Raw genomic sequence first — 17,895 nt, forward strand, 5'->3', positions numbered from 1 at the left:
ATATTTCAACACTCTGAAAATAAACCTTCTATATTAGAAGGTTTATTTTCAGAGTGTTGACAAACCCCTTTTTCAAAGTTTTACTTGTTGAAAAAGGGGTTTGTCAACATTTTTATTAGCACATTTAGTTGACGAATATAGATTTAGATACTATATCTTGTTACTACTCTTATCGCAAAAAATAGCTGTCGACTTTGTCGACAGACTGAAACCTTCTATATTAGAAGGTTTTATTTTTCTCATTTCATTTTACTAATCATCTGAATCACTTCTTCTACTATATAAGGTACTTCTTCAAATGCATTTCTCATATGTAACCTCTCAGTTAACTTATGGGCATCTTTTCCGAACGGTCCGATATTTAACACTGGTGCATTTAATTTTTCCATTAAACTAAAAGGTAAAGTATAACTATCTCCCCATACAGGTGTGTTCAACTCGAATGCTGTCCATCCGCCAAGCGAATCACTGTAATTAACATAGCTTAAGTCACTTATTCCATTAAAATAATGAATACGTTTTACGGGTAAATTAAATTGGTTACTAGCAAGCTCAGAAGAAAATTGAATACACTGCTCCACTAACTCATCTCCAGTAGAATTTATTGCTGGATAGTAAGGTGGTGCAAATAAAATAATAATAGCTGGTGCAAGCTCCTGACATTCAATCATTAAATTGTCTGCAATTCTAAAGGACTTCTCACGATCATCCCATTCACTGTGCGAATGAATTTCTTTTTTAAGGTTCAATACATAATCTTCGCCGAGCTTCCTGATAGCATATTGCTGCAAGTCTGTATACTGGATAACTTTTACTTCCCCAACTGGATTTACATTATGTTTTTTACAAATATTTTCATATTCAAAACTACATTCTTCTGCAGCTTCGTGTGCTACTTTTTCGAACAAATTAAAAACTTCAGAAGCATTTCTTTTCATTAAAAACACATTGTATAGCGCACATGAACGAAAAGGTGTTTGAGTCGAATACTCTAACCTCAAGTCCTTCTGCTGTAATGTAACAGGTAATGGCGTCTTCTCACCAAAATCAATCTCTTGAAACTCTTCATTCCACTCCATTTTTCTAGTTAAAAAAGATGCAATATATGGAGATGTTATGCCACTTAATGGTTCCCCAGCATGAGTTTCTTTCCCATAAAATAATGCTGCTGGCATTATTTTACCAATTGTACCAGAGTAAATATAATACTTTGGATCTCCTGGTTCTTGTGAGAATACGGGCTCACCATTTAAAAATAATTTAAAATTCAAATCATATTCTTCCTGAAGATTTACAAGAGTTGAGACCGCGTCACGCATTCCAGCCGAATTTACCTCTTCATCAGGAACAGTTAATAATAAAAGATTAATTGGCCATTTTTCAATACTAGCTTTCTCAATAAGACTCATATGCATCGCAAGTCCCATTTTCATATCCATCGATCCACGACCAAATAAATATTCACCAGAATTCAAATCACTTTGGACTTCTTTTGATAATTCATTTAGCCGTTCATGAAAAGCATTTGTTAAATCCTCTGTTTTTGTAGACAAATGTTCAAGCTCACCATATTCTTCTGTATTTACAGTATCAAAATGACTTATAAGACAAATCGTATCTTTAACATCTGGCTTTTTATACAATGCAGTTAAAAATTTACGACCTTTATCTGAATCATGTAACTTCAGTTGATTTGGTGAATCTTTAAAATATTGTAAAGCTGATAGCTTGTTAAATAAATTAATAGGAAATTGCCGTTCCCCATTTGTTAGCGTTATACTTTTCCAGCTTACTAGTTCTGAAAGTAATGTTTTCAAGTTTTCAGGTGAATTCCATAACATCTTATTCATATCTGTCCCCCATAATCATTCTGTAATTTAAGTTTCAATATCTCTAATTGGAAATGGGTAATTCGATCAATATCTCACCTATTCTATAAATGTAACTTAATACCTTTTTTAAATAGTAAAAACGGTAAAAAATAAAAACCCATCTATTTCTAGATGGAAAAATTAATAGCAGTATATAGACTAGAAAGTCAGACTCATTACAAGTACTAAGCAAGCAGTCTGACGCTTAATATTGAGCACCATTTATATTCCACACAATAAAAGTACACACAAAAATTAGTCCAAATAAGAACATTAAAATAAATCCAGATAATTTCGCTAACCCTTTTTCTTCTTTTATAATTGCAATTACACCAGTAATTAAGCTCGCAAAAAGACAAATATAATAAATATAAAATGCTATAACCTTTATTGTATTTAAAGTTTCGATTGTAAATGCAAAAATCGCACTAATTAAACTACCTAAAACAAAGAAGTATGCTAACTTACCGATTTTTTGACTAAACTTAATTACGCCATTTGTAATAATACCAAAACAACTAATTAGCGAAAGCCAAAAAATCCCTTCTAAGATTCTTCTGCTAACAATTGGCAATGAGTTCGCAAAATGTCCTATAAATGAAATAAATATAACAAACAACAATATGAAGACATTTCTTCTATATTTTTTGAGCTCCTGCAAACCACTCAGCCTCCTAGGCTATAAGTTTATTAAACATCTTGCCCTAATGCATACTATTCAACAATAGAGGCAATTCCCCTCTATTTAACGGATAAATTACCAAACAAAAAAAGAACAAAAGTTCTCGTTTTATGTCGAAAAACTTTAAATTAGTTCGTATTGCAAACGTATGTTCTTTATTTTATAATTTAAATATGGATCGAATAGAAAATAGTAATGGATAGGCAAGCGTTTTAGAATATTTAAGTTTCTTTCAAATTAACAAAATTAATTTTTAAACAAGGAGTGAAGTGGAACATGTCATTAGAATTAATCCCTTATTTAATCATGGACGGAAATGCTCAAGAAGCAATCAATTTTTATGAAAAAGCACTTGATGCAAAGGTATTATTTAGTCAAACTTATGGACAAGTTGGAGAAGATTCAGAAGGAAAGATACCGTCTGATGCTAAGAACTTAATCATGCACGCAACGATCCAAATCGGAGAATCAGTATTAATGCTTTCAGATACTTATCCTGGTTACCCGTTCCAAAGTGGAAACCAAGTAACAATTTGTATTTCCACAAATGAAATTGAAATTTCAAAACGATTTTTTGAAGGCCTTTCAGAAGGTGGCGAAGTAGAATTACCATTACAAGATACTGGATTTAGCCCATGTTATGGTAAAGTAGTAGACAAATTTGGCGTACTTTTCCAAGTATTTACACACCCTGCCGGGCAGCAATAATTTCATTTATTAATTCCCTATTCTTGAACACATTGCTTGTTACATAGTTAGTTCTATACTTCCATAATCTAAAAAATTCTTAGTTAGAATTTCATACATATTTTAGCAGCAAAAAACGACTCGGCCAAATATGTCTGAGTCGTTTTAATAAATTATATTCTTCTTTGGATATACCTTACGACGTTCGTCACTAATTTTCTTGGCATAAATCGAACAGAATTTGCTAGTATTTTATTCGTCATACCAGGAATCACAATTGTTTTTCCATCTCTAAATCCCCTATATGCTACTTTAGCCACATCTTTTACATTCCCTACTCCACTTTGGAATAAATTTGATTCATGTATATTGGCACGTTTTCCAAAATTCGTTTCTGTTGCACCAGGACAAACAGCTGTTACGTTAACATTCGTTCCTTTCATCTCATTCGCAAGTGCCTCAGTAAAAGAAAGAACATAAGACTTTGTTGCATAATAAACAGCCATTAATGGCCCAGGTTGAAATGCTGCAGTAGATGCAATATTCATCACTCCACCTTTATTTCGTTCAATCATCCCTTTTAAAAACAGTTTTGTAAGATGTGTAACTGTACGTATGTTTAAATCAATCATGTTTAACTCTTCGTCTAAATTTGTAGTTACAAACTCCCCAAATAATCCAAACCCAGCATTATTCACTAAATAATCAACTTGAATAGTTTCAGCATTTAATTCCTTTTGTAAAGAAACGATTTCCTCTTCCTTAGATAAATCCTTTGAAAAAAGATGAATCTTTACTTTCGACATTGATTCAATTTCATTTTTTACTTCCATTAAATTATCAATCGATCTTGCTACTAAAACTAAATCGAATCCATCCTTTGCAAATAAAATAGCTAATTCTTTACCAATTCCTCCGGATGCACCTGTAATTAATACAGTCTCATTTGACTTCATCATTATTTCTCCCTACTATTCCACTTATATTATTTATCAGTTAATTTAAATTAAGATTATACGTTTAAACATTTAAACATATATGGTGATATTTACTATACCTTATAAAAGAAAAAAAGACAATAATATATTGTATTGCAAGTTAATTCAATAAAATCAATAGAGATTTTTATGATATTATCAATATAAAAGGTAAAAAAGGAACTGGCGACGATGAACTTAAAATTGGCTTTAAATATTATTAAATACTCAATATTTTGGACAATCCTTTTATTTATAACTGCAATGTATTTACCAGATACATTAAACATTAGTGAAAGATTATCTAGATGGGTTTTTGAAATCGTATCAATTGTAGTATTTATTATTAACTTTCAAAAATGGAAGCAATTGTTTATTGCATTCCCCATTGGAATGGTATTACTTATGTTATTTATTGTTTTATTCGTACCATAAGTTTCAATCTTACATTGATATGCATCTAACGCATGCGTATTACAAAAGAACTAAAAAAGTCGATTTCCAAATGTGGAAATCGTTTTTTTATAAATTGATTCGTCTCGATTTACTTTCTCAATATTGCATGGAATACAAAAATAGTATATTGTTTTCGGTACAATGGTTCATCAACTTAAACAATTAAACTGATTTGTGGAGGAACTAATTGAATGAACAAATTTGACCAATTAAATACAATCAAAGAAGATTTTATTAATTGCCAAGAAGTGCTATTGGCGATTGGAGATGAAACTCGTCAATCCATCTTGTTAGTGTTAATGGGAACTGATTGTCAAACAGGATTACGTGTAGGTGAAATCACTCAACAAACACATCTTTCTCGTCCTGCTGTGTCACATCATCTTAAGATTTTGCGAGATGCGGGTGTAATTTTAATGCGTAAAGAAGGAACAAAAAATTTTTATTTTATAGATGTACGAACAAAATTAGGTTTATTAAAAGATCTTGTGAAGGACATTGAAGAGCTATTGCAAAAATTTTATTGAAACGTAGTTGTGAATCGTCTGATATTTGGAGGGATAGTAAATGAAAGCAATGGTAATTGAACGGTATGGTAAAGTCCCGATGCGTATGGTTGAAATGACGATACCTGACATTGGAGAAAATGAAGTTCTTGCAGAAATACATGCAGCTAGTATTAACCCTGTTGATTTTAAGATACGAGATGGAAAAGTCAAAATGTTACTAAAATATAAAATGCCACTTATCCTTGGAAATGACTTTTCTGGTGTAGTCGTAAAGGTTGGAGCAAAAGTAACTCGTTTTAATATTGGAGATGAAATCTATGGGCGTCCACGTAAACAGAAAATGGGAACGTTTGCTGAATATATTGCAGTTCATGAAGAGGATATAGCATTAAAACCTAAAAATTTGAGTTTTGAGGAAGCAGCATCAATCCCACTCGTTGGATTAACCTCATATCAAGCTCTGCATGACATTCTTCAAATAAAGAAAGGACATAAGATTTTGATTCATGCTGGATCTGGCGGTGTCGGTACCTTTGCTATTCAGTTCGCAAAACTAATGGGTGCTACCGTTGTAACAACTGCAAGTGCAAAAGGGATGGATTTGGTTAAATCTCTCGGTGCAGATGAAGTTATCGACTACAAAAGTACAAAATTTGAAGAAAAATTTAAAAATTATGATGCGATATTTGATACACTTGGGGGAGAAACACTCGAAAAATCATTTAAAGTTCTAAAAAATGGTGGGAAAATTGTTTCCGTTTCAGGTTTACCAAACGCTCGATTTGCTAAAGAATATGGTTCTGGATTTTTTAAAACAATGTTATTTTCAGCAGCAAGCTATAAACTAACTATGCTTGAAAAAAAATATAATGTTCAATATACTTTTTTGTTTATGAAGCCAAGTGGAGATCAATTACGCATACTATCAAACTATATTGAATCTGGTAAAATTAAACCCATAATTGATAAAGTTTTTCCTTTTAACGATGCTCAAAAGGCGATGGAATACTCGGAATTAGGAAGAGCTAAGGGGAAAATAATTTTAAAAATTAGATAGATCACAAATTTTTCAGAATCCAGGTTTAATTTAAATTACTAATTCGGAATATGTTCAAAGGAGTTCGGTCTTTATGAAAAAAGTGATATATAGATTATCCTAATGCAACTACCTCATTCATTATGAGTAATATAAAAGTTCCTAAGGTTGTCTAAGTTGACAACCTTTTTTGGTCAAAATCAACATTTAGATTTAACAAAACCCTTTCAATAAGATAAAGCCTATTAATCTTTTTTTAAATTTGCGTTTATCTTATCAAGTTTTGCTTCAACCCTCTCCATTTGAAGCCTATTTTTTCTAATAGAACGAAAAATAAATACAACCAAAATAATAATAGCAACTGGTATTAAAAATTCAATCAACTGAAAGATTAAATCTCCTATAGCCATACCATTTACACCTTCCTTATTTTTAGTGCATTAAACTAATCTCACTTCTAATTAAAGTATAAACGAAATTGGGAAATTATGTAATATATACTTATTCCTAAAATAAAAGAGAGTACAACTGTACTCTCTAAAGTGGATAGAATTCAACTACATTCTGGACAAAGGCCGTAAATTTCAAATTTATGACTTTGTACTGTATAACCTGGTAAATCAACAGATAAATTGTCCATAGGGCATCTATAAATACTTTTTGTATTACCACAATCTAAACAAATAAAATGATGATGATGCTCTGAAGAAGAACACTTCGATCGAAAACGTTTTTCACCATCTAGTTCTGTAACTTCCACTACATCAACCTCAATAAATGTGGATAAATTACGATAAATCGTATCGAAGCTAAGCCCTTTGTATTTATCTTTTAATGCTTGTTGAATATCTCTTGCAGTTACATATTTATTTTGCCTAAAAATATATTCAAGCATATCATATCGTTTAGGCGTATTTTTGAAGCCTCTTTCTTTTAATAATTTTGATGCATCTGCTAATTTCATTTAATCACTACCTTTGACTCGTTCTTAATTTCTTCAGACCTAAAGTAAAAATAAGAATAAGGATTTGCAGGATCACAATCGTACCACCAGGCGCGAGATTTAAATTATAAGAAAGCAAAATACCTGCAACAACTGAAAACTCTCCGAAAATAATTGAAAAAATAATTGTTTGCTTAAATCCCTTTGAAATTCGTATGCTCGCTGCTACTGGTAAAGTCATTAGAGAAGATACTAATAAAACACCTACAACTCTCATAGAAATGGACACTACTAAAGCAACTAATAAGATAAACAAATAATGAATCCATTTTGCATTAATACCTGACGCAACTGCATATTCTTCGTCAAATGATAAAAGGAACAATTCTTTATAAAGTACTATGATAGATATTACTACAAAAACAGCTATAATTATGACAGTAATTAAATCTTCTTGTGACACAGCACTAACACTACCGAATAAATAACTAAATAGATCTGTATTAAATCCATTAGCTAATGAAATTAAAATGACACCTAAACCCATTCCTCCTGAAAGAATGATTGGAATTGCTAACTCTTGATAATGTTTATAAACACTTCTTAGTTTTTCAATTAAAAATGCTCCTGCAACTGAAAATGTCATTCCCATAAATAAAGGACTAATAAAGCCAGATGTAAAGAAAAACTTTTCAAGTAAAAGACTTGCTGCTACTCCTGATAAAGTCACGTGACTCAATGCATCAGAAATAAGAGATAATCTTCTAAATACAACAAATACACCTAATAATGGTGCCATAACTCCAATAATCATACCTGTGATTAATGTATTTCTCAGAAAATCATAATGAAAGAAATCCATCATATTCGATCTCCTCCATTTTCGTGATTGTGAGATAGTACATGCACAGAATGGCCATATAGAAGAGACAAATCCTTCTCAGTAGCATCTTTAAACTTATCTCGACTACCGTGGAAGTGTAGCCTTTTATTTAAGCATGCAACATGTGATACTTTATCAGTAATAATGCCTATGTCATGAGAAACTAATAATAAAGTAATACCAAGCTTAGTATTTAAATCGCTAAGTAATTGATAAAAGCTTTCTACATTTTCAGCATCTACCCCAACGGTTGGTTCATCGAGTATTAATAGTTCGGGATTACTTACAAGTGCTCGCGCTATAAAGACACGCTGTTGTTGTCCTCCTGAAAGTTCGCCGATATTACGATTTGCAAATTCATACATTCCAACTGATTTTAAAGCTTCAGCGACTTTTTGTTTATCCGAATTTTTAAAACCGTTAAACAATCCAATTTTAGAAACAAGACCTAATGATACTACTTCAAAAACCGATGCTGGAAATCCAGAGTTAAAACTATTCGCTTTTTGAGATACATAACCAATCTTATCCCAACTTTTCATTTTTCGAATATCTGTACCAAATATCTCAATTTTTCCTTCATCTGGTTGTTGGATACCTAATATACATTTTAGTAAAGTTGATTTGCCACTACCATTTGGACCAACTAAACCTAAAAAGTCTCCTTTTTTTACTAGAAGATTAATGTCTGTTAATACCTTTTGACGTTCATAGCTATAAGACAAATCTTCAATTTTTATGATATCTTGACTCATTTATTAAAACACCTTCATCTATTTAGGAATAATTACGTTTTACTTCAAGTTCTTAGTATAAGAGAATACTTCTTATTTGTAAACAAAGAAAACTCGGCAAAATATTTATTAGTTTTTGAATTCATTTCATCTTTATCAAAACTTTAAATCCCTTAATTTACCGATAAAATCTTTAATGTTTTTTTAATAAACAAGGCTTATCACTTTGTGACAAAAAATACAATATGTTACAATTAACATATAAATATAGATAAAGAGGTGGTTTTTTGAACGCAATTACACATCGTAAGCTTTCAAACTTTAAGATTATTAGACGGGGGTTTTTTATTACATTAGGAGCTGCATTGATGGCAGCTTGCTTAAAAGCATTCTTTATTCCAACTGATATCATTGATGGTGGAATCGTAGGTATCTCTTTGATCCTCTCCCATATTACTTCGATTAATCTCGGTATTTTTCTATTCTTGTTAAACTTACCTTTTGTAATAGTAGGTTATAAGCAAATCGGTAAAACATTCGCTATCTCAACTTTATTTGGTATCACTGTACTCTCAGTATTTACCTCTCTTTTTAAGGACATTCCTCATTTAACTAATGACCCTTTACTAGCAGCATTATTTGGTGGATTAGGTTTAGGAATTGGCGTAGGCTTAGTAATTCGTAATGGTGGCTCACTTGATGGGACTGAAATTATAGGAATACTTTTAACAAAATCATCACCTTTTTCAATTGGTGAGGTTGTTATGGCATTTAATGTATTTATTCTCGGAAGTGCAGGATTTGTATTCGGATGGGATAATGCTATGTATTCATTAATTGCCTATTATGTAGCATTTAAAACAATCGATTTAACAATCGAAGGGTTCCAAGATACTAAATCCGTTTGGATCATTAGTGATAATGATAAAGAAATCGGTGATGCATTAAATGCCCGATTAGGTCGAGGAGTTACATATTTTCATGGCGAAGGTGGCTTTATGGGTGAAGATAAAAAAATCATCTTTACAGTCATTTCAAGACTTGAAGAAGCAAAATTAAAATCGATTGTTGAAGACTATGATGAAAATGCCTTTGTAGCAATCGGAAATATAGCAGATGTTAAGGGTGGAAAGTTTAAGAAGAAAGCAATCCACTAATAATAAACAATTAAGCTTGAATTCTATCATGAATTCAAGCTTTTCTATTTTAATAGTTTAATTGAGTTGTTCATTTAATTCCGCTTTATGACGCCTCAGTAATCCAGTAATAAGATTTACTGCGAATAAGTTAGAAAGTTAAATGCGATTTGATTCTTTCTTTTAACAGCGTTTAATGAACTCCACGATTATTATGTAGTTTTTGTCTTTTAGTTTCTTCTGAATCTCCTTATGAAACGCAGAACCGTCACAGTTTTCTAACGCTCTCTCTCCCACTATTTTACATATGTTTTGAAAAATCAATTGAGATTAGTGTCCTATGCACATTATTTATAACATCCTTTCATAAAATTTATTGATGAAATATTTCACCTAAGAGGAGGTCCAGAATGAATATTATCCAAACTCTCATAAATAAAAAAGTAAATAGTATAACACCAAAGGATTTATTAAAATTAAGCCAACAATATCAAGTGTATATCACGCCAGATCAAGCCAATAAAGTGGCTGCAATATTAAACGGGAAAAATTATAATATTTATGACGCTGAACATAAAAAACAAATTCTTTCCCAAATTGCAAATGTTACCTCTAAAGCCACTGCACAACAAGTTGATATTATTTTTCAAAAGCTAACTTAAGCTTGGTTAAAATGTTCATTAAAAAGCTTTAATTTATAACTCTACTCATTTCACAAATCATATAATGCTCATACAAAGGATCACCTAACTATTCTAAAACGAAATGAGAGGGATTAATATGGATTTGCATGAGCTACATTATGAAATAATTTATTTAGACAAAGAAACAGATGACGAAGTGAAATTCAAACACATGTTTCATATGGATGATTTAAGCCATAACTTAGCTCTTAATATCGGTAGTAGTTTAATCGAACGTGACAAGGCACATGTGGTCTATATTAAATTAATGCACTTAGACGAACATGATCACGAATTAGTTAGTAATGTTGTCACTGTGAAAAGAATTAAAGACGGAAAAATAATTGCTTCATATTTGGATAGTAAGTTAAAAAAGGTTGTAGAAATCGAATTATAAAGCAGATCAAATGGGGCTGTCTCATATGTCGAATTAACAGACATATGGGTGCCTTTTTTATTACTAGTGCAAGTGGGGGTATATCTCTATATTGCTTTCTATTTGTAACTGATCATTTAAAAATAATTAACAGTTTTTTATTCGCTTAAGTAAGAATAAGAGCATATTTCATAGTTTTTCATTTGAAAGTATCTACTTTTATCTGATTTTTAAGACATTATACCTTAAGGGGTATGGGTAATTTGGTCTATTATTTGTGATTCTTAGGAATTTAATTGCAGTTTTGATAAATTTATTTGCGATTCTCTAATTTCAATTGCAGTTTTACCGATTTTAATTGCAATTTCCAGATTTTATTCGCAGTCCAATAAGAAAATAAAGAAAACCAGCCCAATATTTAAAAAGAGCTGGTTTCTTTGAATTAAGCTTTCAATAATTCTTGGATTAAGTTTTCATTGAATTCTTGATTGCGTAACATTTCGATTTCTAATTTATACGGTGGTACCTTGTTGTTTTTATCTTCACCAACATATGGTGTTTCTAAAATTTTAGGGATGTCCATTAGTTGTGGATGATGAACAATATAGTTTAATGCTTTAAATCCAATCGACCCAAATCCAATGTTCTCATGTCGGTCTTTGCGACTTCCCATTGGATTTTTACTATCGTTAATATGAAGTACTTTTATTTTATCGATCCCAATTAATTGATCGAATTGTTGTAAGACACCATCAAAGTCATTAACGATATCATAACCAGCGTCATTAATATGGCATGTATCAAAACAAACTGATAATTTATCGTTGTAGTGTACACCTTCCATAATTCTCGCTATTTCTTCGAATGATTTACCACATTCTGATCCTTTCCCAGCCATTGTTTCAAGCGCAATTTGTACTGGAGTTTCAGCTGTTAATACTTCATTTAAACCTTGAATAATTCTGTCGATACCAGCATCTTCACCAGCGCCTACGTGAGCACCTGGATGTAATACGATTTGTTTTGCTCCTAAGGCTGCTGTACGGTCTATTTCTTTTTGTAAAAATTCAACACCTAATTCATAGGTAGCTGGATTTGTAGTATTTCCAATATTGATAATATATGGTGCATGGACTACTATATCAGCAATTCCATTTTCAGCCATATGTTTTAACCCCGCTTCAATATTTAAATCTTCAATTGCTTTACGTCGTGTATTTTGAGGCGCACCTGTATATACCATAAATGTATTAGCACCATAGCTTGCAGCTTCTTCACTAGCGGCTAAAAACATCTTCTTACCGCTCATTGAAACATGAGATCCTATTCGTAACATTCTTTCAGCTCCTACCTTAATTAATCATACTTACCATTTTAACATGAAAATCAATCATGGTTAAATGGTTCGCCTGTTTATAAAAGAAAAAGAAAGGAATTTTCTTCCTTTCTTTTTTCAAACTATCTACTTGTTTTTCTTTTCACTTTATTTTTAAATGATTCTCTTTGTTCATTCAGTTTACGTTTATAGCCAGGTTTAACTTTAGATGGCTTTTTAATTGCTTTACCAGCAACTGCATCTAAATTTCGATCAGTTTTTTTACGTAGCTTACGTTTAGAGCGTGGTCCTAAATCAACCCATTCACCTTTTTTTAGTTCACGATGCTCAAATGTAATTCCACGATCTTGAAGTTTGTCTAATGCTTGTTCATCTTCTTGATCATAAATTGTAATAGCAGTTCCAGAGAAATTAGCACGTCCTGTACGACCTACACGGTGGACGTAAAAGTCTAAATCTGCTGGTAGTTCAATATTGATTACATGACTTACCCCTTCAATATCGATTCCTCGAGAAGCTAAGTCAGTAGCTACAATATATTGGAACTCTAAATCTTGAATTTGCTTCATCATTTTTTTACGTTCACGAGGACTTAAATCTCCGTGAATTTGACCAACTTTTAAGCCATAAGATGCTAATTGATTCGCAACTTCTTCAGCCTTTTTCTTCGTATTTGTAAAGACAATTGCTAAATATGGCTGAAAACTTAATAAAATATCTTTAGCCATTTTCACTTTGTCTTTATGGCGACTTGGAACAATAATATGTTCAATTTTCTGAGCTGAAAGTTGTTGCGGATTAATATGAATATGTTCAGGATTTTCCATATACTTTTTCAAAAACGGTTTAAGCTTTTCAGGAATTGTCGCTGAAAAAACAAGCATTTGTAGTTTCTTCGGCATTTTTGAAGCAACTTGGTCCACATCATGAATAAATCCCATATCTAACATTAAATCCGCTTCATCCACTACTAAATACTTCGTAGTATGAACTAATAATACATTATCATTTACTAAATCTTTAATACGTCCAGTAGTACCGATTACGATATGTGGCTGTTTTTTTAGTTTTTCAACAGTACGTTTGTAGTCAGTTCCTCCAACGAAGTTTTTTGCAGTTAATTGCTCATCTTCTGGACAACATTCAATGATTGCTTGAACATCATTATAAATTTGAGTCGCTAATTCACGAGTTGGAGCAGTTATTACTAATTGCACTTGATCTAAAGATGGATCTAATGTATTAATTGTCGGAAATAGGTATGCATGAGTCTTTCCTGACCCTGTTTGCGATTGACCGATTACACTACGTCCAGTTTTAACTTGAGGAATGATCTTTTGTTGAATTTCTGTTGGTTCTGTAAAGTGCTTCTTCTCTATCGCTTCCAAAATAAATGGTTTTAATTGAAAATTTTTAAATGAAATTGCCATATAACTCACCTTCTTAATTTAAACTTTCTATGTATTGAGGAAACTTTCTCCCAGTACAAAATAGCTACAATTATCTATTATACAATAGATTGGCCCAATATAGCTAATTCTAATTTTTCTTTCTTCTTTACTAGCATTTTAATTTTTATTCTGTCCTATACTAACCATTTCAAATTATGTGCATAGCCTAAGTAATAAAGAGTATATTTGAAAGGAGGTATTAGATTGGGATTACTTGATAAATTTAAGAAAAAAAATAAACAGCCTTTTCCTATGAACGGTCCAAATTTTTATAATAGTTATCAACAGCCTTATCAAAATTTACAAAATCCATACGGTGCAAGACCAAATTTTGATCAACGATATCCATATCCTCAATCACCGCAGCAACCTTATATGCAACATCAACAACAGTTTTATCCACCTGTCCAACAAATTGTTGGGCAACAAGGTCATTATCAACAACCAATTTCATATCAGCCGCAGTTAAACGCACATCAACAATATATAAGCCAAAATAAAATTTTACAACCTGTTCCTTTTCAAAACCAGCCAGTGATGCAGCCGCAGGGCGGTAGTAATTATCAGCAACAAGGATCACAAAATCAATACCCAATGACTGGGCAACCACCCGAAAAAGAAGATGATGGCAGTCCAGGATTTTTTTCGCGATTAATGGGAGGAGACACTTCAATTACAGGTGTCATCGGTGGTATGCAAAAAGCTGTTCAAGCAGCTCAACAAGTCACGCCAATGATTCAACAATACGTTCCTGCTATTAAAAATTTCCCTTCAATCTATAAAATATTTAAAGCAGTAAATACCGACGACCCGGTCGACACTAAAAAAAGTATAAAAAATGATTCAAATGGAATAATAGATGCTGTGCAGGCAGAAGAAACAAAACCAAAAAAAAGAAAAAGAGCTCCAATTAAGTCAGAAGTAGTAGAACCATCTCATAATATTGAAGAAACTGCATCAAACGTAAATCCAAAACCAAAATTGTTTATGTAAATTTTCTTTTTCTTTGTATAGTAGTATCTCCCTCCTTTATAATAAAAAATGACAACAATATTATAAAGGAGGGGCTACTCCATGAAAGTTATTAAAGTTACCCCACGAGGCTATTGCTACGGAGTTGTAGATGCAATGGTCATTGCTAGAAATGCAGCTAAAGATCCATCATTACCAAGACCAATTTATATACTTGGTATGATTGTTCATAATAAACATGTTACAGACGCATTTGAAGAAGAAGGTATCATTACTTTAGATGGTCCAAGCAGATTAGATATCCTAGATAAGATTGAAAAAGGTACTGTTATTTTTACGGCTCACGGAGTTTCTCCAGAAGTAAAATCAAAAGCAATTAAAAAAGGGCTAACGACGATTGATGCGACTTGTCCAGATGTAACGAAAACACATGATTTAATTAAAGAACGAATGGCTGAAGGCTATCACTTTATTTATATTGGTAAAAAAGGACATCCGGAACCGGAGGGAGCAGTTGGAATCGCACCTTCGATTGTTCACCTAATTCAAAATAAATCTGATATTGATGCTTTAGAAATTCCTACTAATAAAATTATCATTACAAATCAAACAACTATGAGCCAATGGGACGTAGTAGAATTAATTCAATACGCAATTAAAAAGTACCCAACTGCTCATGTTCATAAAGAAATTTGTATGGCAACTCAAGTTCGTCAAGAAGCAATTGCTGATCAAGCTAGCCAAGCTGATCTAACAATTGTTGTAGGTGACCCGATGAGTAATAACTCAAATAGACTTGCACAAGTTTCGCATGAAATTGCAGGAACAAAGGCATTTCGTATTTCAGATATTACTGAACTTCAGTTAAAATGGTTAGAGGGCGTTGAGACTGTGGCAGTTACGTCAGGAGCTTCTACTCCAACACCGATCACTCGTGAAGTCATCGCATTTTTGGAGAAGTATGATCCAAACGATGAAAGCACTTGGGACACAAAATCAGGAGTAGAACTAAGTAAAATACTTCCTAAAGTTAGAATTAAAGACTAAAAAATAGGACTTCTGGATTTTTAACCCAGAAGTCCTATTTTTTAATTCGCAAAAAACGTTTAAATAAATGTAAATGGATCAGTGTGGATCGTTGAAGCGATAATTTCACAAGCCATGTTTTTTTCTTTTAATTTATCATCTAAAAGACATTTAACACCTAATTTCATTACTTTTTCAATATTGTGACCTGCATCAACTATATTTAAATTAAGCATTTTCCAATCCTGTGCTACGTGGTAATAGATATCACCACTTAAATAAACATCTGCACCATTTCTTTTCGCATGATAGGCAAACTTATTTCCGTCTCCACCTACAATAGCAACCTTTTTTACTCGGTCACTTAAGTTACCTACCACTCTTACACCTTGTAAATCTAATTTTTCTTTCACATAATGCGCAAATTCTTCTAATGAAATTTCTTCTTTAAGGCTTCCGATTCTCCCAATCCCGAATGTTTTGCCTTCATTTTCTAGTGTGTATGTATCATATGCTACTTCTTCATACGGATGAGCTTTTTGCATCACTTTTAGCACTTGTTTTAATTTTAATTGCGGAACAACTGTTTCGAGCTTTACCTCTTCAACTTCTTCTAATTGCCCCTGTTGCCCAATAAATGGTGTTGTCCCCTCTAATGGCATAAATGTCCCTGTTCCATTCGAACTAAAGCTACAATGACTGTATTGACCAATATGACCTGCTCCAGCATCACAAATTGAATTTAATACAATTTCAGCATGTGTTTTCGGTACATATACAACCAACTTAATTAATTTTTCTACATAAGTTGGAGCGAGAACATTCGTATTTTCTAATTGTAAAGCTTCAGCTAAAAAATCACTCACACCGTTTTCTGCAATATCAACATTTGTATGCGCTGCAAAAACAGCTATATCATGTTTAATACAAAGTTCCACAATTTTACCCGGTTCACTGTCTGTATCAATCTTTTTTAAAGGACGATAGATAATAGGATGGTGAGCAATAATTAGGTTAGCACCAATTGAAATTGCCTCTTCTACCACCTCTTTTGTGACATCTAATGCAATTAATACCTTTGTCACTTGTTTTGATAATGTACCTATTTGAAGACCATTTGGATCACCTTCCTCAGCTAAATGCTTCGGAAATAGTTCTTCAAATTGCTGTACTAATTGAAAACCATTTATCGATTTCATGAAAGCACCTCTTTTATCCACTCAAGTTTCTGTTCAACTTCTTTCATTTTCTGAACTGATTCCTCTGTTTGTTTTGCTGATTCAAGTTGAGTTAAGATTCTTTCAAAATTCTTTTTTTCATGCTCCCATTTCTTCTTAAATGCATCATTTTTGTTTTTCAATAAGTAAGGACCTATAAATAGCTCCATTTCTTTCTTTTCACTATATGCACTATTTGGATTTGATTTAGAAGCTACTAAAATTTCATAGATTTTTCCATCCTCTTCTAATATATCTTCTTCGACAAGAGAATATCCTTCATGATCAAGCCAATTTCTAATTTGATTTGCACCAATATTTGGTTGCAACACTAACGTTTCAACACCTTGAAGTTTTTCTTTACCTTTTTCTAATATGCTAGAAATTAAAGAACCTCCCATTCCAGCTATTGTTATGACATCTACTTCGTTCGGTTCTAAAACCTCTAGCCCGTCACCCATTCTCGCTTCTACAAGTCCTTCTAAACCACTTTGAAGAATCGTAGATCGTGCTGAATTATATGGACCCTCAGTAATTTCCCCTACAATTGCTGAGATACATCTTTTATTTAAAACTGCATAACAAGGTAAATAAGCATGATCTGATCCAATATCAGCTAATTTCGTGCCCTCTGGTATGTAATCAAATACTCTTTTTAAACGTTTTGATAAATTTACTTCATTCATAACAAAATCACCATTTCATTTTATTTTCATAACATCATTTTACACTATAGTAGTCAAGAAACCAAAATGACCTCTTCTTAACGAAGAGGTCATTTCAGACTGCTTGCCAAACGCTCGCTTTCTTTGTTGCTTCGGCCGCTTGCGGTGCTCATTACCGTCTTAGGTAACTCCGCTCCTCTTCGACCTTCGCGCCTCGAATGACAAGCGTTTTCAATCAGTCTGAAAATCAAATTT

At 32.3% G+C, this 17,895-nt stretch carries 20 protein-coding genes; 9 read left to right on the plus strand and 11 right to left on the minus strand.

Features of this window, described 5'->3' with window-relative positions:
• Window positions 1–239 precede the first annotated feature (239 nt).
• Together CN514_RS13200 and CN514_RS13205 are read right to left on the minus strand one after the other, a co-directional pair.
• Window positions 240–1,850, minus strand: a complete 1,611-nt coding sequence (locus CN514_RS13200) for a M20/M25/M40 family metallo-hydrolase (protein WP_098232991.1) — start codon at window positions 1,848–1,850, stop codon at window positions 240–242.
• Between the two features lie 226 nt (window positions 1,851–2,076).
• Complete coding sequence (locus CN514_RS13205; protein WP_098232992.1) at window positions 2,077–2,532, minus strand: hypothetical protein; 456 nt, start codon at window positions 2,530–2,532, stop codon at window positions 2,077–2,079.
• A 297-nt stretch (window positions 2,533–2,829) separates the two neighbouring features.
• Here CN514_RS13205 and CN514_RS13210 point away from each other — a divergent pair, with 297 nt between their 5' ends.
• On the plus strand, window positions 2,830–3,261 hold the full coding sequence (locus CN514_RS13210) for a VOC family protein (RefSeq protein WP_098232993.1): 432 nt from the start codon (window positions 2,830–2,832) through the stop codon (window positions 3,259–3,261).
• 152 nt (window positions 3,262–3,413) lie between these two features.
• Here CN514_RS13210 and CN514_RS13215 read toward each other — a convergent pair whose 3' ends face one another.
• Window positions 3,414–4,196 carry an SDR family NAD(P)-dependent oxidoreductase gene (locus CN514_RS13215; RefSeq protein ID WP_176525900.1) on the minus strand — a complete coding sequence of 261 codons (783 nt, stop codon included), beginning with the start codon at window positions 4,194–4,196 and terminating at the stop codon, window positions 3,414–3,416.
• A 213-nt stretch (window positions 4,197–4,409) separates the two neighbouring features.
• On the opposite strand from CN514_RS13215, the gene CN514_RS13220 reads away from it, so the two are divergent.
• From CN514_RS13220 to CN514_RS13230, 3 genes are all read left to right on the plus strand, one after another.
• Window positions 4,410–4,652 carry a hypothetical protein gene (locus tag CN514_RS13220; RefSeq protein ID WP_098232995.1) on the plus strand — a complete coding sequence of 81 codons (243 nt, stop codon included), beginning with the start codon at window positions 4,410–4,412 and terminating at the stop codon, window positions 4,650–4,652.
• A gap of 212 nt (window positions 4,653–4,864) precedes the next feature.
• A complete protein-coding gene (locus CN514_RS13225) occupies window positions 4,865–5,200 on the plus strand; it encodes an ArsR/SmtB family transcription factor (RefSeq protein ID WP_098232996.1) in 336 nt (111 codons plus the stop codon).
• A gap of 40 nt (window positions 5,201–5,240) precedes the next feature.
• Window positions 5,241–6,239, plus strand: a complete 999-nt coding sequence (locus CN514_RS13230) for an NADP-dependent oxidoreductase (RefSeq protein WP_098232997.1) — start codon at window positions 5,241–5,243, stop codon at window positions 6,237–6,239.
• A 224-nt stretch (window positions 6,240–6,463) separates the two neighbouring features.
• Here the strand turns inward: CN514_RS13230 and CN514_RS13235 are convergent, their stop codons facing one another.
• The 4 genes from CN514_RS13235 to CN514_RS13250 form a co-directional block, all read right to left on the minus strand.
• Window positions 6,464–6,628, minus strand: coding sequence for a DUF4083 family protein (locus CN514_RS13235; RefSeq protein ID WP_098232998.1), 165 nt, complete (start codon window positions 6,626–6,628; stop codon window positions 6,464–6,466).
• Between the two features lie 143 nt (window positions 6,629–6,771).
• The gene (locus tag CN514_RS13240; RefSeq protein WP_069034156.1) at window positions 6,772–7,182 is read right to left on the minus strand and encodes a Fur family transcriptional regulator; all 411 of its coding nucleotides are present in this window, start codon (window positions 7,180–7,182) and stop codon (window positions 6,772–6,774) included.
• A gap of 7 nt (window positions 7,183–7,189) precedes the next feature.
• Entirely contained in the window at window positions 7,190–8,026 is an 837-nt protein-coding gene (locus tag CN514_RS13245) for a metal ABC transporter permease (protein WP_098232999.1), read from the minus strand.
• Window positions 8,023–8,799 (minus strand): metal ABC transporter ATP-binding protein, encoded by a 777-nt coding sequence (locus CN514_RS13250; RefSeq protein WP_097974272.1) that lies wholly within the window; start codon window positions 8,797–8,799, stop codon window positions 8,023–8,025. Before CN514_RS13250 ends, CN514_RS13245 begins: the two co-directional genes overlap by 4 nt.
• A 266-nt stretch (window positions 8,800–9,065) precedes the next feature.
• On the opposite strand from CN514_RS13250, the gene CN514_RS13255 reads away from it, so the two are divergent.
• The 3 genes from CN514_RS13255 to CN514_RS13265 all read left to right on the plus strand — a co-directional run bounded on the left by CN514_RS13255 (window position 9,066) and on the right by CN514_RS13265 (window position 10,994).
• A complete protein-coding gene (locus CN514_RS13255; protein WP_069034159.1) occupies window positions 9,066–9,935 on the plus strand; it encodes a YitT family protein in 870 nt (289 codons plus the stop codon).
• 389 nt (window positions 9,936–10,324) lie between these two features.
• Window positions 10,325–10,576, plus strand: a complete 252-nt coding sequence (locus tag CN514_RS13260) for a DUF2624 family protein (protein WP_097974270.1) — start codon at window positions 10,325–10,327, stop codon at window positions 10,574–10,576.
• Window positions 10,577–10,694: 118 nt separating this feature from the next.
• Window positions 10,695–10,994, plus strand: coding sequence for a hypothetical protein (locus tag CN514_RS13265; RefSeq protein ID WP_098233000.1), 300 nt, complete (start codon window positions 10,695–10,697; stop codon window positions 10,992–10,994).
• A 421-nt stretch (window positions 10,995–11,415) separates the two neighbouring features.
• On the opposite strand, the gene CN514_RS13270 is transcribed toward CN514_RS13265, so the two are convergent.
• Window positions 11,416–12,309: a deoxyribonuclease IV gene (locus CN514_RS13270; RefSeq protein WP_098233001.1), complete on the minus strand. Its 894-nt coding sequence runs from the start codon at window positions 12,307–12,309 to the stop codon at window positions 11,416–11,418.
• A gap of 122 nt (window positions 12,310–12,431) precedes the next feature.
• Window positions 12,432–13,739, minus strand: a complete 1,308-nt coding sequence (locus CN514_RS13275; RefSeq protein WP_098233002.1) for a DEAD/DEAH box helicase — start codon at window positions 13,737–13,739, stop codon at window positions 12,432–12,434.
• A 225-nt stretch (window positions 13,740–13,964) separates the two neighbouring features.
• Here CN514_RS13275 and vrrA point away from each other — a divergent pair, with 225 nt between their 5' ends.
• Both vrrA and CN514_RS13285 read left to right on the plus strand, forming a co-directional pair.
• Complete coding sequence (vrrA, locus tag CN514_RS13280; RefSeq protein WP_098233003.1) at window positions 13,965–14,753, plus strand: VrrA/YqfQ family protein; 789 nt, start codon at window positions 13,965–13,967, stop codon at window positions 14,751–14,753.
• 81 nt (window positions 14,754–14,834) lie between these two features.
• The gene (locus CN514_RS13285) at window positions 14,835–15,779 is read left to right on the plus strand and encodes a 4-hydroxy-3-methylbut-2-enyl diphosphate reductase (protein ID WP_098233004.1); all 945 of its coding nucleotides are present in this window, start codon (window positions 14,835–14,837) and stop codon (window positions 15,777–15,779) included.
• A 59-nt stretch (window positions 15,780–15,838) separates the two neighbouring features.
• On the opposite strand, the gene CN514_RS13290 is transcribed toward CN514_RS13285, so the two are convergent.
• Together CN514_RS13290 and CN514_RS13295 are read right to left on the minus strand one after the other, a co-directional pair.
• A complete protein-coding gene (locus CN514_RS13290; RefSeq protein ID WP_098233005.1) occupies window positions 15,839–16,957 on the minus strand; it encodes a Nif3-like dinuclear metal center hexameric protein in 1,119 nt (372 codons plus the stop codon).
• Window positions 16,954–17,661 carry a tRNA (adenine(22)-N(1))-methyltransferase gene (locus CN514_RS13295; RefSeq protein WP_098233006.1) on the minus strand — a complete coding sequence of 236 codons (708 nt, stop codon included), beginning with the start codon at window positions 17,659–17,661 and terminating at the stop codon, window positions 16,954–16,956. The genes CN514_RS13290 and CN514_RS13295 overlap by 4 nt, the downstream gene beginning before the upstream one ends.
• Between the last annotated feature and the right edge of the window lie 234 nt (window positions 17,662–17,895).

Source organism: Bacillus sp. AFS001701 (assembly GCF_002559405.1).
In the GTDB taxonomy this organism is placed as follows: Bacteria; Bacillota; Bacilli; order Bacillales; family Bacillaceae_G; genus Gottfriedia.